This window comes from Allobosea sp. 10L422 (genome assembly GCF_056395345.1).
On record NZ_JBFTJI010000006.1, the window covers coordinates 55434 to 74440 of the forward strand.

Here is a 19007-nt window from a genome sequence, read left to right on the forward strand (position 1 = left end):
AGCAGCTCTCTTGTCTTGAGATGCTCGGGTCAAGCCCGAGCATGACGGCTCCGCATGATCTCGGTCCAGCGAATGCTAGAGTGCAAGCCCCGCATCCCAATAAGGCGTGGCGCCGTAGAGATCTCCGAGATAATCGACGAAGGCGCGCACCTTCTGTTCCATGTGGCGGCGGCTTGGATAGACCGCGTAGACCGCGACGCGCGAGCCGACCGCATAGGCCGGGAGTACCCGCTGCAGCGCGCCCGATTTCAGCTCCGGGCCGACATCCCAGGTCGAGCGCAGCGCGACGCCGACGCCGGCCAGTAGCGCCTCCCTGACTACCTCGCTCGAATTGGTCCGGAGCGGGCCGTTGACCCGGACGGAGACCGGGCCCTCAGGCCCGTCCAGTCGCCAGTGATCGGCGTTATGCGCGATCAGCGTATGGCGGGGGAGGTCGCCGATCTCCGCCGGCACGCCATGCGCGGCGAGATAGCCCGGCGTGGCGCAGAGCACGCGATGGTTCGGCGCGAGCCGCTTCGCGACGAGGCTCGAATCCTGCAGGTCGGCGATGCGGATGGCGAGATCGAAACCCTCGCCGACGACATCGACGAAGGCGTCGCTCAGGACGAGTTCGACCGTCACCAGTGGGTTATCGTCGAGGAAGCGCTTGAGATGCGGCGCGACATGCATGCGCCCGAAGGAGGTCGGCGCCGAGACCCGCAGCGTGCCGCGCACCTGGCCCGCGCCGCTCGCGACCCAGGCCTCGGCTTCCTCGATCGAGGACAGGATCGAGACGACGCGCTCATAGAAGCCCTGTCCGGCTTCGGTCAGCGCCAGCTGCCGGGTCGTGCGCTGGAGCAGGCGCACGCCGAGCCGCTCCTCGAGCCGGCGAATCCGCTTCGAGATGACGGCGGGCGACAGGTTGAGCTGGCGGCCTGCCGCCGACATGCTTTTCGCCGTCACCACATGCGCAAACACATCGAGATCGCCGAATCGGTCCATCAGCACGCCACCTTTTCCATTCTGGAAATAATGGCTGGCTTTAGCCGCGCTGCAAGAGCCATTGAATTGATCTAATCTTGCAGCGCAAACAATGCGCCGAGAGCGGTGCTCTGGTGCCGTTGAGATGGGAGGGAGTGATGAGCGCGATAGCTTTTCCGGTGCCGGATGCCGGCATTCTCGCCCGCCGCGAATCGATCATTGCCGGCCTCGCCGGTCTGGTGGCGCGGGACGCCCTGATCACCAGCGACGACGAGCGCCGCCCCTACGAGACCGATGCGCTGACTGCCTATCGCCGCATGCCGCTCGCGGTCGTTCTGCCCTCGACCACGCAGGAGGTGGCAGCCGTGCTGCGCTATTGCCTTGAGCAGGGCGTCCCGGTGGTGCCGCGCGGCGCCGGCACCTCGCTCGCCGGCGGCGCGATTCCGCAGGAGGATGCGATCGTCATCGGCGTCTCCAAGATGAACCGCATCCTCGAGATCGACTATTCCAACCGCACCGCCAGGGTGCAGGCCGGCGTCACCAATCTCGCGGTGACCGGCGCCGTTTCGGCGGAGGGCTTCTTCTACGCGCCCGACCCGTCCTCGCAGCTCGCCTGCTCGATCGGCGGCAATATCGGCATGAATTCGGGCGGCGCGCATTGCCTGAAATACGGCGTCACCACCAATAACGTGCTCGGCGTGACGCTTGTCATGCTCGACGGCAGCATCGTCGAGATCGGCGGCGGCCATCTCGATTCGCCGGGCTACGACCTGCTCGGCCTGATCAACGGCTCGGAGGGCCAGCTCGGAATCATCACCGAGGCGACGGTCCGCATCCTGCGTTCGGCCGAGGGCGCGCGTCCGGTGCTGTTCGGCTTCCCGACAAGCGAGCAGGCGGGCGCGGCGGTCGCCGCCATCATCGGTGCCGGCATCATCCCGGTCGCGATGGAGTTCATGGACAAGCCGGCGATCGAGATCTGCGAGGCCTTCGCCAAGGCGGGCTACCCGATGGATGTCGAGGCGCTGCTGATCATCGAGGTCGAGGGCTCGGATGCCGAGATGGATGCCCAGCTTGCCCGCATCGTCGCCATCGCTAGGGAGCACGGCGTCAAGACGGTGAAGGAGAGCCAGTCCGCCATGGAGTCGGCCGCGATCTGGAAGGGCCGTAAATCGGCCTTCGGCGCCACCGGCCGCATCGCGGATTACATCTGCATGGACGGCACCATCCCGACCGGGCAGCTCCCCTACGTGCTCAAGCGCATGGACGAGATCGTGAAGAGTTATGGCCTGCGCGTCGCCAACGTCTTCCACGCCGGCGACGGCAACCTCCACCCGCTCATCCTCTACAATTGCAACGACGCGGTCGAGGCGCAGAAAGCGGAGGATGCCGGCATGGACATCCTCAAGCTCTGTGTTGAGGTCGGCGGCTGCCTCACCGGCGAGCACGGCGTCGGCATCGAGAAACGCGACCTGATGACCTTCCAGTTCAACGAAGCGGATCTTGCCCAGCAGATGCGGGTGCGGGCGGTGTTCGACGAGCGCTGGCTGCTCAATCCCGCGAAGGTTTTTCCGCTGGAAGGCAGGGTGGCGGCGTGACGAATCTCTTCGTCATTCCGGGGCGGCCCAAAGCGCCGAACCCTGAACCCATGGACACCCTCGCTTCCGGATTGAATCGATCGTTCAATCTGCGACCTTCCGTCGGCGTTGTGGTCATGGGTTCCGGGCTCTTCGCTGCGCGAAGTTCCGGAAAGACCGCGGAGGAAGAGGGTGCCGTTTCACGTCTACCTGCTGGCGAGCCGACGCGAGGGAACGCTTTACCTAGGAGTCACACGCAACCTCGCTCGCCGCGTTCACGAGCACAAAAGCAAGGTGGTTCCGGGATTTTCGCGCCGGTACGGGGTCGAGCGTCTGGTCTGGTGCGAGGAACATGCGACGGCGGCCGAGGCGATCGATCGCGAGAAGGATATCAAGAAGTGGCGGCGACAATGGAAGATCAACCTGATCGAGGCGAACAATCCCGATTGGGCGGATCTATATCCGCTACTGGCGCAGTGAACCGCCCCCGTCATTCCGGGGCTTCGCGTAGCGAAGATCCCGGAACCCATGAACTCGACGTTGCAAGGAAGGGGAGGCGCCCAACGCACGATGACATATGTCGTGCTTATGGGTTCCGGGCTCACGCCTTTGGCGTGCCCCGGAATGACGGGGGAGCCTGCACGTGATCATCCACACCCCCACCACTGAGGCGCAGGCCTGCGCCGTCGTGAAATCGGTCATCGACTCCCGCGTGCCGCTGACCTTGAGCGGCGGCGGTACACGGGCTGGTCTCGGCCGCCCGGCCCAGGCTGCAAGCACCTTGTCCAGCGCGGGCCTCACCGGCATCACCCTCTACGAGCCGGCCGAGATGGTTATCGCCGCGCGCGCCGGCACGCAGTTCGCCCTGGTGCAGGAGACGCTCGCCGAGCGCGGTCAGATGCTGCCCTTCGAGCCGATGGACCACCGTGCCCTCTATGGCACCGAGGGCGAGCCGACGATCGGCGCCATCGCCGCCTGCAACATCTCCGGCCCACGCCGCATCAATGCCGGCGCCGCGCGCGATTCCCTGATCGGCATCCGCATGGTCAATGGCCGCGGCGAGATGATCAAATCCGGCGGCCGCGTGATGAAGAACGTTACCGGCCTCGATCTGGTGAAGCTCGTCAGCGGCAGCCACGGCACGCTCGGCTTCCTCACTGAAGTCACCTTCCGCGTGCTTCCGAAGCCGGCGGAGATCGCGACGCTGCAATGGCGCGGGTTGTCGGATGCGCAGGGCGTTGCTCTTCTATCGAAGGCGCTGGGCTCGCCCTTCGAGCCGATGGCCGCGGCCCATCTTCCTGCTGGCCTCGCTGGGGAGGCAGCCGTGACGCTCCTGCGCCTGGAGAATTTCCCGGACTCGATCGAATACCGCGCCGGCGAGCTCGCCCTGCTTCTCGGCGAATACGGCGTGCCCGACCGTCTCGAAGGCGAGGGCATGGCCGAACTCTGGCGCGATATCCGCGACGCTGCCTTCTTCGCCGGAACGGACGAGGCCGTCTGGCGCCTCTCGCTCAAGCCGACGGACGGCCCGAAGGCGGCCGCGGCGATCGGGCGGATGCTGCCGGGCGCGCGCTGGTTCTACGACTGGGGCGGCGGGCTGGTCTGGCTGGCGGTTTCCGCCGATGGCGATGCCGGTACGGCCGCCATCCGCACCGCGCTGAAACCGCTCGGCGGCCACGCTATGCTGGTGCGGGCGCCCGATGCGGTGCGCGATTCGGTCGAAGTGTTCCAGCCGCTGGCCGAGCCGCTGATGCGGGTCACGGCCGGCATCAAGAAGAGCTTCGACCCGGCCGGCATCTTCGAGCCCGGCCGGATGTATGCGGGGATCTGATGACGCTCGCTGATACGCTTTCCGCCGAGAGGCCTACGATCGGAGCGAATTGGGCGCCGGGCCGTCTGAGCCCAGTGGTTATCGCCGTGCTGGCGGCGCTGCTGACGGTCGGCGCGGCGGCCGTCCTGCTCTGGATGGGCCGCGAGCCCATCTGCAAGTGCGGGACCATCAAGCTCTGGCAGGGCACGGTGATGTCCTCCGAGAACTCCCAGCACATTGCCGACTGGTACACCTTCTCTCACATCATCCACGGCTTCCTGTTCTACGGCCTGTTCTGGCTGATCCGCCGCTTCACCGGCCTGCCGCTCTCCTTCGGCCTCGCGCTGCTGCTCGCCATCGTGATCGAGAGCGCCTGGGAGATCACCGAGAACACCGACGCGGTAATCAACCACTACCGTTCCGCCACGATCTCGCTGGACTATTACGGCGACAGCGTCCTGAACTCGGTTTCCGATATCCTGGCCATGGTACTGGGCTTCTTCGTCGCGCGGCTGGCGCCTGTCTGGCTGACTGTTTCGAGCGCGCTCGCAATGGAGCTGATCGTCGGCTGGCTGATCCGTGACAACCTCACCCTCAACGTCATCATGCTGCTCTGGCCGATGGACTGGATCAAAGCCTGGCAGGGCGGAGCCTGAGCCATGCAGACCAACTTCACCCCCGAACGCCTTGCCTCCGATCCGCGCATGCCGGCCTCGGAGAAGATTCTGCGCACCTGCGTGCATTGCGGCTTCTGCACCGCGACCTGCCCGACTTATCTGCTGCTCGGTGACGAGCTGGATTCCCCGCGCGGGCGCATCTACCTGATCAAGGACATGCTGGAGAACGGCAAGCCGGCGACGCCGGAGGTGGTCACTCATATCGACCGCTGCCTCTCCTGCCTGTCCTGCATGACGACCTGCCCCTCGGGCGTGCACTACATGCACCTCGTCGACCATGCCCGCGCCCATATCGAGGAAACCTATGTGCGCTCCTGGCATGACCGGCTGCTGCGCAAGATTCTGGCGGCGATCCTGCCCTATCCCGGCCGCTTCCGCGCGGCGATGCTCGCGGCGCTCATCGGCAAGCCCTTCGCTCCCGTCCTCGGCGTGCTCCCGGTCGTCGGGCCGCGGCTGAGGGCGATGCTGGCACTGGCCCCGGTGCGGCTGCCGACTCGCTCGACGATGGAGGGGCCGCAGAGCTTCCCCCCGCCTGCGGCACGGACGAAGCGYGTGGCGCTGCTYTCSGGCTGCGCCCAGCCGGTGCTCGATCCCGCCATCAACGAGGCGACGATCCGTCTGCTCAACCGGCACGGCGTCGAGGTTGTGCTGCCGAAGGGGGAGGGCTGCTGCGGCGCGCTCGTCCATCATATGGGCCAGGAGCACGATGCCCTGTCCTTCGCCCGCGCGAATATCGACGCCTGGATGGCGGAGGCCGCAGGCGAGGGGCTCGACGCCATCCTGATCACGGCCTCTGGCTGTGGCACGACGATCAAGGATTACGGCTTCATGTTCCGTGGCGAGCCTGATTATGCCGAGAAGGCGGCGAAGGTCTCCGCGCTGGCGAAGGACGTCACCGAATTCCTGGAGACGCTGGAGCTTGCGGCGGTCCGCGATGTCGCCATGCCGATCGCCTATCACTCGGCCTGCTCGATGCAGCACGGCCAGCAGCTCAAGGACGGGCCGAAGCGGCTGCTCTCTGGCGCGGGCTTCAAGGTCAAGGAGGTGCCGGAGGGCCATATCTGCTGCGGCTCGGCCGGCGTCTACAACATCCTCCAGCCCGAGATCGCCGGCCGCCTGCGCGAGCGCAAGATCGGCAATATCGAGCGCACCAAGCCGGTGCTGGTCGCGACCGGCAATATTGGCTGCATGACCCAGCTCGCGAAGGGTTTTGCCGACAAGGGCGCGACCACTCCGGTGGTCCACACCGCCGAATTGCTGGACTGGGCGACCGGCGGCCCGCTGCCGGAGAAGCTGGCGCGGGCGGGGATCGCGGATCGGCCGTTGCGGGAGAAGGCGCTGGCGGCTGTGGAGTAGCACGCCGTCATGCTCGCCCTTGTGGCGAGTATCCAGGTCTTGAACACCGCGCTCGCCGAACGAAGACGTGGATGGTCGGGACAAGCCCGACCATGACGGAGTGAGCTATCGACGCTCGAACCCTTGCCCCTCGCGCTCGTACGGTCTAACCCGCCATCAACCCACATCTGTGTTGCCCAACGCATATCTGGGTTATTTGGCCCAATTCGAGTTCGAACGCCCATGTCCGCCGACAAATCCGCCCCTGCCAAGCTGAAGGCCCGCCAGCCGCGCGGCTTCGTCGATCGTGGCCCGGCCGATGTCGCCGCCACCGAGCGCATGCTTTCCGTCATCCGCGAGAGCTTTTCGGTCTATGGCTTCGATCCGGTCGAGACGCCCTTCGTCGAGTACACCGATGCGCTCGGAAAATTCCTGCCGGATCAGGACCGGCCGAACGAGGGCGTTTTCTCCTTCCAGGACGATGACGAGCAGTGGCTCTCGCTGCGCTACGACCTGACCGCGCCGCTCGCGCGCTATGTCGCCGAGAATTTCGACGCGCTGCCGAAGCCCTATCGCAGCTATCGTGTCGGCTACGTCTTCCGCAACGAGAAGCCGGGGCCGGGTCGCTTCCGCCAGTTCATGCAGTTCGACGCCGATATCGTAGGCAGCGGCACCGTCGCGGGCGATGCCGAGATCTGCATGCTCGCCGCCGACACGATGGAGAAGCTCGGCATCAAGCGCGGCGACTATGTCGTGAAGGTCAACAACCGCAAGGTGCTCGACGGCGTAATGGAAGCCATCGGCCTCGGCGGCGAGGAGAATGCGGGGCGCCGGCTTACGGTGCTTCGCGCAATCGATAAGGCAGACAAGTTCCCACCAGAAGAGGTCCGCAAACTTCTCTGTGAAGGGCGTACGGACGAAAGCGGAGATTTTACAAAAGGGGCCGGCCTAAGCGGCGATCAAGCCGCGAGAGTTCTGCTGATCACGAGCCAAATTGGCTTTAGGGAATCGACGCCTGAGCTACGTTCGGCGTCTGAGCGTCGAGGTGAACCCGCGCCGGCCGGTGATCCGCCGGGTGAGGCTACCTTTCCGTCCGACGGCATGACAATCTCGTTTCTGCGCCAAGCTGTTGCCGGATCGGATGTTGGTGAGCAAGGGGTTCAAGAACTCGAAGAATTGTGTCGGCTAATTCGAGGAAGCGACTATGGCCCGGGACGAATAAAGATCGATCCCTCCGTCGTCCGCGGCCTCGAATACTATACCGGCCCGGTCTACGAGGTGGAGCTGACCTTCCCGGTCACCAATGACGACGGACAGGTCGTGCGTTTCGGTTCGGTGGCAGGGGGCGGGCGCTATGATGGCCTCGTCGGACGCTTCCGGCCCGAGCCGGTGCCGGCGACCGGCTTTTCTATCGGCGTCTCCAGGCTCTATTCGGCGCTGAAGGCGGTGAAGTCCCCCATCGTCGACAGCAAGAACGAACTCCCGCTCGTCGTCGTCACCGCGATGGACAACAAGTCGCCGGAGTTCATGCCCGGCTATCAGGCGATGGTCTCGGCGCTCCGCCAGGCCAAAGACGCGGACGGCAAGCCGCTGCTGCGGGCGGACCTCTATCTCGGCGCCTCCGGCTTCAACGCGCAGATGAAATACGCCGACCGGCGCGGCGCCATCTGCGCTGTCATTCAGGGCTCTTCGGAGCGCGAGGCCGGCACCGTCGTCATCAAGGACCTGATCCTCGGCGCCGAGCTCGCTGCCGCCAGCCGCGACGTCAAGGATTCCGCCGAGCACAAGGCGAAGCAGGCGCAGGCGCAGTTCGCCGTGCCGGTGGATCGATTGGTGGACGGGGTGAAGACCGTGCTCCAGCGTCATGCTCGGGCTTGACCCGAGCATCTCTTGCCGGAGATTTTCGGGTCTGCGCTTAGCTTCGCCCGAGAATGACGTGAACCTCGAATCGTCCTTCGTCTACATCATGACGAACAAGCCGCGAGGCGCGTTATATCTTGGTGTGACCGCTGATCTGGTCAAACGCATTTCGGAGCATAAGCTGCTTGTCAGTCGGTCGTTTACGGCACGATACAATCTCGACAAGCTCGTCTGGTTCGAGACGTTCGATCATATCGATCTGGCCATCCAGCGCGAGACGAGTCTGAAGCGTTGGAATCGCGAATGGAAAATCGAACTGATCGAGAATGGTAATCCGAACTGGCGAGATCTGTTCGAAGATATTTACCCATCGCCATTCTCGGCCGAAGCGTAGCGGAGAGCCGAGAATCTCGGGCAGGAAGAGTAGAGCAGCCTCCATCGTCCCGAGATGCTCGGGTCAAGCCCGAGCATGACGACCGGAAAATCCCGTTCACCCATTTCCCTCAAATCCCTCGAAAATTAGGCGCACCGCTGCTAGGACGGCGCTCGCAACAGGATAGGAAGCCGTGTCCGCAAGCCGCGCCAGCATTGAGACCGTGATCGCGCTCTTCGCAGGCGAGGGCTATGTCCATGCCGAGCCCGCGATCCTCCAGCCCGCCGACGTCTTCCTCGATCTTTCGGGCGAGGATATCCGCCGCCGCATCTTCATGACGCAGGATGCCGATGGCCGCGACTGGTGCCTGCGCCCCGAATACACCATCCCCGTCGCGCTCGATCACATCGCCTCGGGCTCGACCGAGCCGGCGGCCTACGCCTATGCCGGCCCGGTCTTCCGCATGCGTGCCAGTGAGCCGGGCGAGTTCCAGCAGGCGGGCATCGAATCCTTCGGTCGTGGCGATTTCACTGCCGCTGACGCCGAGATCATGGCAGTTACTATCGAGGCGACTGCCGTTCTCGGGCTGAAGGCGCCCCGCATCGCCATGGGCGATGTCGCGCTGCTCGGTGCGCTGCTTGACAGGCTCTCAGTGCCGCAGGGCGCGCGACGCCGCCTCGTGCGCGCCATCGTGCAGGGCAGGGGCACGGAGGCCGTCGAGGCACTCGATCCGCCGACCGCCGAGGGCGACGCCGCCCATGCCGGCCTGCTCAAGGCGCTTGAAGGGCAGGACCCCAAGGCCGCGCGCGCCTTCGTCGAGGATGTGCTGTCGATCGCCGGCATCTCGACCGTCGGCGGCCGCACCGCTGGCGATATCGCGGAACGTTTCCTGGCCCGCGCCGCCGAGCGCGAGAATCCGGTCAATGGTGACGTCAAGGCGCTGCTCGCGCAGGTGCTCGCCGTCTCCGGCGATCCCGACACCGCGTCCGCCGCGCTGCGGGCGCTGGCCGATCAGGCCTCGCTCGATCTTGGCCGCCAGCTCGATGCCTTCGACGAACGCACCGGCTTCCTCGCCGCGCGCGGCGTCGATGTCGGCACGATCCGCTTCTCGGCCGGCTTTGCCCGCAATCTCGACTACTACACCGGCTTCATCTTCGAGCTGCACGACACCACTCGCGGTGACGGCAAGCCGGTCGCCGGCGGCGGCCGCTACGACAACCTCCTCGGCCGTCTCGGTGCGGGCCGGCCGATCCCGGCCGTCGGCGCCTCGCTCTGGCTCGACCGGCTGACGGGAGACGCGGCATGAGCCAGCCATCCGGCAATGATGCCCCCCTCGTCCTCGCCGTGCCCTCGAAGGGTCGCCTGCAGGAGAACGCGACCGCCTTCTTCGGCCGCGCCGGGCTGAAATTCGTCAAGGCCAGCGGCGAGCGCGGCTATCGCGGCACGATCGCCGGGGTTGATGGCGCCGAGGTCGCGTTCCTCTCTGCCTCCGAGATCGTCTCACAGCTTGCATCGGGCGCGGCCCATCTCGGCATCACCGGCGAGGATCTCGTCCGTGAGCAGTTGTCCGATGCCGACGCCGCGGTCGAGATGCTGACGCCGCTCGGTTTCGGCCACGCCAATGTCGTCGTCGCGGTGCCGCAGGCCTGGATCGACGTGCGCAGCATGGCCGATCTCGAAGACGTCGCTTCGCATATGCGCGCCCGCCATGGCCGCAAGCTGCGCGTTGCCACCAAATACGTGCATCTGACCCGCCGCTTCTTCGCTGAGCACGGCCTCGCCGATTACCGTATCGTCGAGAGCCTCGGCGCGACCGAAGGCGCGCCCGCCGCCGGCACGGCCGAGATCGTCGTCGACATTACCACGACCGGGGCGACGCTTGCTGCCAACGCGCTGAAGGTGCTGGACGACGGCGTGATGCTGGCCTCGGAGGCCAATCTCGTTGCCTCGATGCGCGCGCCCTGGGGCGAGCGTGCCAAGGCAGCGGCGAAGACCATCCTCTCGCGCATCGCGGCGGAGGAAGAGGGGCGCACGATCCGCGAGGTCCGCGCGCGTCTCGATCTGTCTCCGGAGGTACTGGCGGTTCTCGGGGAGCGTTTCGGCGCCCGCCTGCCGTTCGGTGCGCCGGCGGCCGGTGCGCCGCTGACGCTGCATTGCCCGGACAAGGCCGTCTTCGCGCTGGTCGATCATCTCGACGGTCTCGGTGCCGACGATGTGACCGTCTCCGCCCTGGCTTACGTCTTCCGCCGGTCGAACCGCCTGCTGGAACGACTCAACGGCCGGATCTGAAGCCGCTTTTCTGCGACGGAATGACGGTATCCGTCGCGGTTCAGCCTTGATCCTGAACCAATTGGCCTCTAGGCGTTAACCGGTTTGGCGGCCGGCCGCGCGGCCGTGCGAGTGAATGCAGGTAAGACGATCATGATCCGACGCCTTGGCCTTGCGGCCGTTCTTGCTGGCCTGGCCGTGCCGATGCTGATGCCGGACGAGGCCATGGCGCAGCGCCGCCAGCAGATGCCGTCCCGCACGGAGCTCGGCGGGCAGACCGAGATTCCGCAGGCCCAGCAGGAGAAGACCTTTCCGGTCGGCGCGAGCTGGAGCGTCGTTCAGCTGAATGGCAAGCCCGTCTATGATCGCCGGGCGACGCTGATCATCGACAAGAACCTGCGCGGCACCGGTTTCGGCGGCTGTAACACCTTTTCGGCCTCGGCCTACCCTCTGCGCCAGCAGGGGATCGCGGTGGGGCCGATCGCCCTCACCAAGCGCGATTGCGACAAGGGGCTGCTCGAGTTCGAGCGCACCTTCCTCACCGCCCTGCGCGCAGCGCGCAACTGGGACATCGTCAATGGCCGCCTCGTCATCAAGGGCGCGGCCGGCGAGTTGACCCTCAGCCGCTCGCTCTGATCGCTTCAGCTTCGACCGGATGTTTCGGCGCCGGCTGCCTCAGGCAGCCGGCGTTTTTTCCATCGGTGTGGGGGTGAAGGTGTCGTCCGCGTTGGGTTCCATGGTGACGATGACGTCGTGCATGGAGCGCAGCGTCGTCCGGTGGCCGATCGAGACGATACGGGTCTGCGGGAGCTCCCGGTCGATCGTGGCGTAGATCTCGCCCTCCAGCTTCTCGTCGAGCGAGGCGGTGGCCTCGTCGAGAAAGAGCCAGTCCGGCTTGCTCAGCAGCGCCCGCGCAACGGCCAGCCGCTGCTGCTCACCGCCCGAAAGCCGCTGCCCCCAGAGATCGATTTCGTCGAGCTTGTCGGCGAGATGGCCGAGCTTGACCTTCTCCATTGCGGCGCGGATCGCGGCGTCGTCATAGGCGCCTTCCTTGGCGGGATAGGCCAGCGCGGCTCGCAGCGATCCTTGCGGCAGATAAGGGCGCTGCGGCAGCAGCATGATCTGCGCGTCGGGCGGAATCCCGACCTTGCCGTCGCCGAAGGGCCAGATGCCGGCAATGGCGCGGAACAGCGTCGACTTGCCCGAGCCGGACGGGCCGATCAGCAGGGTCGAGCGCGCCTTGCCGAAATCGAGCGCGCCGAGCTTCACGATCGGCTTGCCGTTCGGCAGCAGCAGCGTCGCGTTGCGGATGTGCAGGCCCTTGTCGCGCGAAGTCTCGCGGCTGAGCGCTTCCTCGCTGATCGGGCCGTGCTGCGCGTCGGCGATCGCTGTCTCGAACGAGGTCAGACGGTTGATCGAGGCGAGATAGGAAGCGATCGAGGAATAGCTGTTGATGATGAAGGAGAGCGCGGTCTGCACCCGGTCGAAGGCGCCGGCCACCTGCATCATGATGCCAAGCGTGATCGTGCCCGCGAAGTAGTAGGGGGCAAGGATGATGTAGGGCAGAACGACGCTGAGCTGATTATAGGACCATGTAAAGCTGTTTAGCTTCAACCGGCGCCAGACTAGTCGGTAGAAGTTCTCGACGATATCGCGGAAGCGCTGTGCTAGATGTGCGCGCTCCGTCGGCTCTCCGACCATCAGCGCGATCTGCTCTGAATATTCGCGCAGGCGCGCCAGGGAAAAGCGGAAATTCGCCTCGCGCTTCTCCTGCTCGAATTCGAGCCGGATCAGCGGGCGGCCGATGAGGTGGGTCAACCAGGTGGCCGCCGCGGCATAGAAGAACGCCACCCAGAAGATATAGCCCGGCACCGCGAAGGAGGTTCCCGGCAGGGTGAATGCGACGGGGATGTTCCAGAGGATGATCGAGAACGAGACCAGCGTCGAAACCTGCGAGAGCAGGGGCAGCGCGAAATTATAGGTCTGGTTGACGAAGGCGCGGGTGTCTTCGGCGATGCGCTGGTCGGGATTGTCGACGCTTCCGGCGAGCGCGATCCGGTAATGAGTGGCATGGTCGAGCCACCGCTGGGTGTACTCGTTCGCCATGAACTGCCGCCAGCGGATCAGGATCGTATAATTGGCGAAAAGTTCGATCAGGTTGGAAATAACAAGCAAGCCGGCCCAGACGCAGAAGACGTAGAAGAGCTGGTACCAGAACGCCGCCGCGTCCTTGTTCTGCAATGCGTCGTACATGTCGCGATTGAAAAAGGAGAGGCGAAGCGATGCGCCGACCTGCGCCTGGTTTATCACAATCAGCAAGACGAGCAGCGAAACAGCCAGGGCTCCGAGTCGAATTCTGAACGGCCCGATTGGCCAGAGATTGGCTGTTGTGATCTCATTAGATTCGAAATAGGGCGAGGCGAGCCGGGCGATGCGCGCGATCACCGGCACGAAGGAGATCGCGTAGATCAGGATGGCGAAGACGCCCACGGTGGTCGGCAGGCTGGACGGCACCGGCGGAATCTGCAGCGCCGGGGGCCACCAATCGATCTGTGCCAGCACCGCCGCCGCGCCGAACAACACATACTCGATCGCGAAGACGCCAGAGAATATGCGCAGGAAGAACGGAAGGGTCGGTGAGCGGAAGGTTACCGCTGCCAGAAGCAGGCCGACGACGCCCATGCCGATCAGCCCGGCCGAGCCGGCCTGCTGGCCGACGACCAGGGTGACAGCCGCCAACACGGCGACGAGGATGCTCAACAGACGCATGGGCAGGGATCCTGGCGGGAAACAGTGGGCTCCACGATTCGGACCATGTCGCAGCGGATGGGGCCTTTCAATGGCGATGCGCCCGAATGAGCAAATTGTCATCTGGTGGAGAGGCGGCGGCGAGGCTGAGACAGGCCGCCGCGCCATCAAGCAAAACGCCCCGGAACGAGCTTGGCTCGCCCGGGGCGGAAGGCAAAACCTAGCGGAACAGCGGCCCGCTAGCTGCAAGCATCACTGGGCGGCGACGATCTTGCCGGCATCCCATTTGTACATCGAGAAGCTCGGCGAACTCAGGTCGCCGGTCTTGCCGTAGGTCAGCGTGCCGATGGCCGTCTTGACGGGCGTGCCCGCCTGCAAGGCCTTGGCGGCGCCGCTTGCGTCGCCCGGCTTGCCGGCCTTCTCGATGGCGGCCTTGAGCACCTCGACCGCGGCATAGGCGTTGAGCGTGAAGGCCTCCGGCGGAATGCCCTTCTCCTTCAGCGCGGCGACCGCCTGGGCCGAGTCCGGGTTCTTCAGCGCGTCGGTGGCGTTGGTGAAGAGCGTGCCCGTGGCGTGATCGCCGCCGATCGCCGCGAACTCCGTGTTGGAGAGACCCTCGCCGCCGATGATCGTGGCCTTGACGCCGGCATCGGCGAGCTGGCGCGAGAGCAGGCCACCCTCGGGGTGGTAGCCACCGAAATAGATCAGATCGACATTGGCGGCCTTGAGGCGCGTCACGACGGCCGAGAGATCCTTGTCGCCGGGGTTGACGGTCAGCGCGACGACTTCCTTGAGCCCGCCGGCATTGATGCCCTTCTGGAAGGCGTCGGCGAGGCCCTTTCCGTAAGTGCCCTTGTCGTGGACGATCGCGATCTTCTTGTCCTTCAGGTTCTTCAGGACATAGGCGGCGGCGATCTCCGCCTGCTGGTCGTCACGGCCACAGGTCCGGAAGACATTGGTCAGGCCGCGCGTGGTCAGGGCCGGCGAGGTTGCGGTCGGCGTCACCATCAGCACGCCGCTTTCGGAGAGCACGTCGGAAACCGCCATGGCGACGCCCGAGGTCACCGGACCCACCACGAACTTGACCTTCTCGCCGACGAGGAGGTTGGCGGATGAGACGCCCTGCTTGGGATCGCCGGCATCGTCGGCGAGCTTCAGCACGAGCTTCTCGCCGAGCACGCCACCATTCTTGTTGATGACGTCGACGGCGGTCTGGGCACCGTTCTTCACCTGATCGCCATAGGCGGCGACAGGGCCGGTCAGCGGCGCGATGAGGCCGATCGTGATGTCGGCCTGGGCGGCCTGGGCCGAGAGGAACAGCGTAGCGGCCAGCGCGACGCCGGAGAGGAAGTGGGACTTTTTCATCTGCATCTCCCTACGACATGCAATTTATGCGCGCGATCCCGCCGGGGATCGCTTGTCGCCTGTATAGGCCAGGGGCGACCCGAGGGACACTGCCCGCATTTTCATCAGGCACGGCGACAAACGCATGGCAATGCCATGGCGGGCTTGGGGAGCTTGCGGGTGGCTCGGAAAGGCCTCAGCCGCTCCGCGCCTTGCGCTGAGCCTCCAGCTCTTCGGTGACGGCGATGACGTCAAGATAATCCTCATGGCGCGCGGGCGCATAGCGCGAGACATGGCCGTCGGTGAAGGTCTTCCAGACGTCCGGAGCGGCCTCTTTCATCGCGCTCATCGCGGCGACGAAGTCGTCCTTGAGACCCTGCGGCAGGTTGGCGCGCGTCGAAAACGGGCTGGAGGGGATCAGTGGCGAGGTCCAGAGCACGCGGGTCGAGCCGGCCTGGATCATGCCGCGTTGGGCGAGGCGCTGGGCGACGCCGGACTCGGTATTGACCTGATAGGTCGCGACGACGTCGAACTGGCCCCGCACCAGCGCCAATACGGAGTTGTCGTGCCCGCCGGAAAAGACCGTGCCGCTGAAATGAGCTTTCGGGTCGAAACCTTGCTTGCGCAGAAAATAGGCGGGGAAGGCGTATCCGGAGGTCGAGTTCGGATCGGCGAAGGCCATGACCTTGCCCTTGAGATCGGCAAGGTTCTGGTAGGGGCTCTCCGCGCGGACCAGCAGCACCGAATAGTACCCCTCCTGCCCGTGGTTATCGACATCGCGGAGCAGCGGCTGGAGCTTGTCGCCCAGCACGCGGCGCCCGAGCGCGTAGACCGCGGGCCCGAACCGGGCGAAGTCGACCTGATCGGCCCGCATCGCCTCGACAAGACCGGCATAGTCCGAAACTCGGAAGAACCGCACGGGCACGCCGAGACGCTGCGATAGGTAGTCGACCATCGGCTGGGTGCGGGCGACGGCACCCGCTTCGTTCTCGGCGGAAGAGACGCCGAAGCGCACCTCCTTGATGCTCTGTCGCCAGTCCGGCGCCTGCGCGAAAGCAGGGACGGCGGTCGTGGCGGCAAGGCCGGCGAGGACTGAGCGGCGTGTCGGCATGATGCCTCCCAGGGTACGCGAATGAATTGACCGCGGTTGGGTGCATGCATCAGGCGACGGCTGGATGGCGGTGGATGACGGCGCCGTGAAACGCAGAAGGCCCGGCTTGCGCCGGGCCTTCCGTGGTCTCGCCGGGAGCGGTGGATCAGAAGTCCATGCCGCCACCGAAACCGGGCGTGCCCGGTTTCGGCAGTCAAAGCGCTTGAGCGCCTGGACTTCCTCAGAAGTCCATGCCGCCCATGCCGCCGCCGCCCATCGGGGGCATCGGGGCGTCCTTCTTCGGCAGGTCGGCGACCATCGCCTCGGTGGTGATCAGCAGGCCCGCGATCGAAGCCGCGTCCTGGATCGCCGTGCGCACGACCTTGGTCGGGTCGATGATGCCAGCCTTGACCAGATCGCCGTACTCGCCGGTCTGGGCGTTGTAGCCGTAGGAGTAGTCCTTCGACTCGAGCAGCTTGCCGATCACGACCGCGCCGTCATCGCCGGCGTTGTCGACGATCTGGCGGGCCGGAGCGGCGATCGCCTTGCGGACGATCTCGACGCCGGTCTTCTGGTCGTCGTTCTGGGTCTTGATGCCCTTGACCGAGGACAGGGCGCGCAGGAGCGCAACGCCACCGCCGGGAAGGATGCCTTCTTCGACCGCAGCGCGGGTCGCGTTCAGAGCATCGTCGACGCGGTCCTTCTTCTCCTTGACCTCGACCTCGGTCGCGCCGCCGACGCGGATGACCGCGACGCCGCCGGCGAGCTTGGCCAGACGCTCCTGGAGCTTCTCACGGTCGTAGTCCGAGGAGGTCTCCTCGATCTGGGCCTTGATCTGGCCGACGCGAGCCTCGATGTCCTTCTTCTTGCCGGCGCCGTCGATGATCGTGGTGTTCTCCTTCTCGATGCGCACGCGCTTGGCGCGGCCGAGCATGTTGAGCGTCACGGTCTCGAGCTTGATGCCGAGGTCTTCCGAGATCATCTGGCCGGCGGTCAGGATCGAGATGTCCTCGAGCATGGCCTTGCGGCGATCACCGAAGCCCGGAGCCTTGACGGCCGCGACCTTCAGGCCGCCACGGAGCTTGTTGACGACGAGCGTGGCCAGAGCCTCGCCCTCGACGTCCTCGGCGATGATGAGGAGCGGCTTGCCGGTCTGAACGACGGCCTCGAGGATCGGCAGCATCGCCTGGAGCGAGGACAGCTTCTTCTCGAAGACGAGGATGTAGGGGTCGTCGAGCTCGGCGACCATCTTCTCGGAGTTGGTGATGAAGTACGGCGAGAGGTAGCCACGGTCGAACTGCATGCCCTCGACGACGTCGAGCTCGGTCTCGGCGGTCTTGGCTTCCTCGACGGTGATGACACCCTCGTTGCCGACCTTCTGCATGGCCTTCGAGATCATCTCGCCGACCGACGAGTCGCCGTTGGCCGAGATGGTGCCGACCTGCGCGACTTCCGCGTTCGAGGTGACCTTCTTCGAGTTCTTCTTGAGATCGGCGACGATGGCCTCGACAGCGAGGTCGATGCCGCGCTTCAGGTCCATCGGGTTCATGCCGGCCGCAACCGACTTGGCGCCTTCACGGACGATCGCCTGGGCGAGAACGGTGGCGGTGGTGGTGCCGTCGCCGGCATGGTCGTTCTGGCGCGAAGCGACTTCGCGGACCATCTGGGCGCCCATGTTCTCGAACTTGTCGGAAAGCTCGATCTCCTTGGCGACGGTGACGCCGTCCTTGGTGATGCGCGGAGCGCCGAACGACTTCTCGATCACGACGTTGCGGCCCTTCGGACCCAGCGTGACCTTCACGGCATTGGCGAGGACATCCACGCCGCGCAGCATCTTGTCGCGGGCTTCAGTGCCGAATTTGACGTCTTTGGCAGCCATGAGAGCTACTCCTTGGACTGAAATTGAAAAGTTGAGAAAGCGGTCAGGCGGCTATCAGCCGACGACGCCCATGATGTCGGATTCCTTCATGATCAGGAGGTCCTGACCATCGATCTTGACCTCGGTGCCCGACCACTTGCCGAACAGGACGCGGTCGCCCTTCTTGACGTCGAGGGCAACGAGCTTGCCGGCCTCGTCACGCGCGCCGGAGCCGACGGCGATGACCTCGCCCTCCTGGGGCTTTTCCTTGGCGGTCTCGGGGATGATGATGCCGCCCTTGGTCTTCTCTTCGCTGTCAAGGCGGCGGACCACGACGCGGTCATGCAACGGACGGAACTTCATGGTTCTGTCTTCCTCTCGGTCTTATTCGGTTCGGGCGCCGCTGATGGACACCCGGGGGAGGCTGTTAGCAGTCAGCGAATGAGAGTGCTAACAGATGGCGGGGAGATAGGCTCGGGGTCCCGGAGAGTCAAGGAAGCCTGCGACAACAAAGTGAACGTCGCCGGATGCGGCACCGCAGCCCTTCGCCTTCCAGCTGCCGCACGCGCTAGAACACGCTAAGATGGCTGAATGACGACACTCCCTCCCCCGCCTGCGCCCGATCCGCGCCTCGACGATATCGCCCGATCCTGCGTGGCGCTGCATGTCCGGATGACGGCCCGCGCCGTCACCCGTGCCTATGACGAGGCAATGCGGCCGAGCGGGTTGAAGATCACCCAGTTCGTGCTGCTCTCGGCGCTGAGCACCGGACATTGGAAGTCGATCACCGAGCTGGCCGAGCGCTTTGCCCTGGAGCGGACGTCGCTGACCCGCAATCTCCAGCTCCTTGCCGCCGAGGGCATGGTCGAGCCGGTCGACTGCCGCGGTCGTGCCGCTGTCTATGCGGTGACGCAGAAGGGCAGGGCGGCGATCGAGGCTGCCATCCCCTTCTGGCGGTCGGCGCAGGACAAGATCGAAGGCGGCTTCGGCGAGGAGCGCTGGCGCGAGACCCGCGACGGGCTGAAGGCGCTGCGCCGCGCCGCGCGCGATCCGCGTTGAGATATCGAGGCTCCTTCCGCACGATTCCCGTTGGCTCTGTTGACGCATTCA

At 65.5% G+C, this 19007-nt stretch carries 17 protein-coding genes; 11 read left to right on the plus strand and 6 right to left on the minus strand.

Annotated elements, in window-relative coordinates:
- Positions 1–75: 75 nt before the first annotated feature.
- Positions 76–981, minus strand: coding sequence for a LysR family transcriptional regulator (locus AC1DEZ_RS13700; RefSeq protein ID WP_476779857.1), 906 nt, complete (start codon positions 979–981; stop codon positions 76–78).
- Positions 982–1118: 137 nt separating this feature from the next.
- Here AC1DEZ_RS13700 and AC1DEZ_RS13705 point away from each other — a divergent pair, with 137 nt between their 5' ends.
- From AC1DEZ_RS13705 to AC1DEZ_RS13750, 10 genes are all read left to right on the plus strand, one after another.
- Positions 1119–2555, plus strand: coding sequence for an FAD-binding oxidoreductase (locus AC1DEZ_RS13705; RefSeq protein WP_441511035.1), 1437 nt, complete (start codon positions 1119–1121; stop codon positions 2553–2555).
- Positions 2556–2726: 171 nt separating this feature from the next.
- Entirely contained in the window at positions 2727–3014 is a 288-nt protein-coding gene (locus tag AC1DEZ_RS13710; RefSeq protein WP_441511036.1) for a GIY-YIG nuclease family protein, read from the plus strand.
- Positions 3015–3177: 163 nt separating this feature from the next.
- A complete protein-coding gene (locus tag AC1DEZ_RS13715) occupies positions 3178–4365 on the plus strand; it encodes an FAD-binding protein (RefSeq protein WP_441511037.1) in 1188 nt (395 codons plus the stop codon).
- Positions 4365–5000 carry a DUF2585 domain-containing protein gene (locus tag AC1DEZ_RS13720; RefSeq protein WP_441511038.1) on the plus strand — a complete coding sequence of 212 codons (636 nt, stop codon included), beginning with the start codon at positions 4365–4367 and terminating at the stop codon, positions 4998–5000. The genes AC1DEZ_RS13715 and AC1DEZ_RS13720 overlap by 1 nt, the downstream gene beginning before the upstream one ends.
- Before the next feature lie 3 nt (positions 5001–5003).
- Entirely contained in the window at positions 5004–6377 is a 1374-nt protein-coding gene (gene glcF, locus AC1DEZ_RS13725) for a glycolate oxidase subunit GlcF (RefSeq protein ID WP_476779818.1), read from the plus strand.
- Between the two features lie 222 nt (positions 6378–6599).
- Entirely contained in the window at positions 6600–8234 is a 1635-nt protein-coding gene (gene hisS, locus AC1DEZ_RS13730; RefSeq protein ID WP_441511040.1) for a histidine--tRNA ligase, read from the plus strand.
- Positions 8235–8292: 58 nt separating this feature from the next.
- Entirely contained in the window at positions 8293–8610 is a 318-nt protein-coding gene (locus AC1DEZ_RS13735) for a GIY-YIG nuclease family protein (protein ID WP_441511041.1), read from the plus strand.
- A gap of 172 nt (positions 8611–8782) precedes the next feature.
- Positions 8783–9895 carry an ATP phosphoribosyltransferase regulatory subunit gene (locus AC1DEZ_RS13740; protein WP_441511042.1) on the plus strand — a complete coding sequence of 371 codons (1113 nt, stop codon included), beginning with the start codon at positions 8783–8785 and terminating at the stop codon, positions 9893–9895.
- Positions 9892–10878 (plus strand): ATP phosphoribosyltransferase, encoded by a 987-nt coding sequence (gene hisG / locus AC1DEZ_RS13745; protein ID WP_441511043.1) that lies wholly within the window; start codon positions 9892–9894, stop codon positions 10876–10878. The genes AC1DEZ_RS13740 and hisG overlap by 4 nt, the downstream gene beginning before the upstream one ends.
- Positions 10879–11010: 132 nt before the next feature.
- On the plus strand, positions 11011–11493 hold the full coding sequence (locus AC1DEZ_RS13750) for an META domain-containing protein (RefSeq protein WP_441511044.1): 483 nt from the start codon (positions 11011–11013) through the stop codon (positions 11491–11493).
- A gap of 39 nt (positions 11494–11532) precedes the next feature.
- On the opposite strand, the gene AC1DEZ_RS13755 is transcribed toward AC1DEZ_RS13750, so the two are convergent.
- The 5 genes from AC1DEZ_RS13755 to groES form a co-directional block, all read right to left on the minus strand.
- Positions 11533–13626, minus strand: a complete 2094-nt coding sequence (locus AC1DEZ_RS13755) for an ABC transporter ATP-binding protein/permease (protein WP_441511045.1) — start codon at positions 13624–13626, stop codon at positions 11533–11535.
- 231 nt (positions 13627–13857) lie between these two features.
- Positions 13858–14970, minus strand: coding sequence for a branched-chain amino acid ABC transporter substrate-binding protein (locus tag AC1DEZ_RS13760; protein ID WP_441511046.1), 1113 nt, complete (start codon positions 14968–14970; stop codon positions 13858–13860).
- Positions 14971–15145: 175 nt separating this feature from the next.
- The gene (gene phnD, locus AC1DEZ_RS13765; RefSeq protein ID WP_441511047.1) at positions 15146–16060 is read right to left on the minus strand and encodes a phosphate/phosphite/phosphonate ABC transporter substrate-binding protein; all 915 of its coding nucleotides are present in this window, start codon (positions 16058–16060) and stop codon (positions 15146–15148) included.
- Between the two features lie 220 nt (positions 16061–16280).
- A complete protein-coding gene (gene groL, locus AC1DEZ_RS13770; RefSeq protein WP_441511048.1) occupies positions 16281–17918 on the minus strand; it encodes a chaperonin GroEL in 1638 nt (545 codons plus the stop codon).
- Positions 17919–17972: 54 nt separating this feature from the next.
- Positions 17973–18260 carry a co-chaperone GroES gene (gene groES, locus AC1DEZ_RS13775; RefSeq protein WP_047576256.1) on the minus strand — a complete coding sequence of 96 codons (288 nt, stop codon included), beginning with the start codon at positions 18258–18260 and terminating at the stop codon, positions 17973–17975.
- Between the two features lie 228 nt (positions 18261–18488).
- On the opposite strand from groES, the gene AC1DEZ_RS13780 reads away from it, so the two are divergent.
- Positions 18489–18956 (plus strand): MarR family winged helix-turn-helix transcriptional regulator, encoded by a 468-nt coding sequence (locus tag AC1DEZ_RS13780; RefSeq protein WP_441511049.1) that lies wholly within the window; start codon positions 18489–18491, stop codon positions 18954–18956.
- Positions 18957–19007: the final 51 nt, after the last annotated feature.

Excerpts from the sequence above, each read along its gene's own strand:
- AC1DEZ_RS13700 (WP_476779857.1), bottom strand. The coding sequence starts at position 981 with ATGGACCGATTCGGCGATCTCGATGTGTTTGCGCATGTGGTGACGGCG.
- AC1DEZ_RS13705 (WP_441511035.1), top strand. The coding sequence starts at position 1,119 with ATGAGCGCGATAGCTTTTCCGGTGCCGGATGCCGGCATTCTCGCCCGC.
- AC1DEZ_RS13720 (WP_441511038.1), top strand. The coding sequence starts at position 4,365 with ATGACGCTCGCTGATACGCTTTCCGCCGAGAGGCCTACGATCGGAGCG.
- hisS (WP_441511040.1), top strand. The coding sequence starts at position 6,600 with ATGTCCGCCGACAAATCCGCCCCTGCCAAGCTGAAGGCCCGCCAGCCG.
- hisG (WP_441511043.1), top strand. The coding sequence starts at position 9,892 with ATGAGCCAGCCATCCGGCAATGATGCCCCCCTCGTCCTCGCCGTGCCC.
- AC1DEZ_RS13750 (WP_441511044.1), top strand. The coding sequence starts at position 11,011 with ATGATCCGACGCCTTGGCCTTGCGGCCGTTCTTGCTGGCCTGGCCGTG.
- AC1DEZ_RS13755 (WP_441511045.1), bottom strand. The coding sequence starts at position 13,626 with ATGCGTCTGTTGAGCATCCTCGTCGCCGTGTTGGCGGCTGTCACCCTG.
- AC1DEZ_RS13760 (WP_441511046.1), bottom strand. The coding sequence starts at position 14,970 with ATGAAAAAGTCCCACTTCCTCTCCGGCGTCGCGCTGGCCGCTACGCTG.
- phnD (WP_441511047.1), bottom strand. The coding sequence starts at position 16,060 with ATGCCGACACGCCGCTCAGTCCTCGCCGGCCTTGCCGCCACGACCGCC.
- groL (WP_441511048.1), bottom strand. The coding sequence starts at position 17,918 with ATGGCTGCCAAAGACGTCAAATTCGGCACTGAAGCCCGCGACAAGATG.
- groES (WP_047576256.1), bottom strand. The coding sequence starts at position 18,260 with ATGAAGTTCCGTCCGTTGCATGACCGCGTCGTGGTCCGCCGCCTTGAC.
- AC1DEZ_RS13780 (WP_441511049.1), top strand. The coding sequence starts at position 18,489 with ATGACGACACTCCCTCCCCCGCCTGCGCCCGATCCGCGCCTCGACGAT.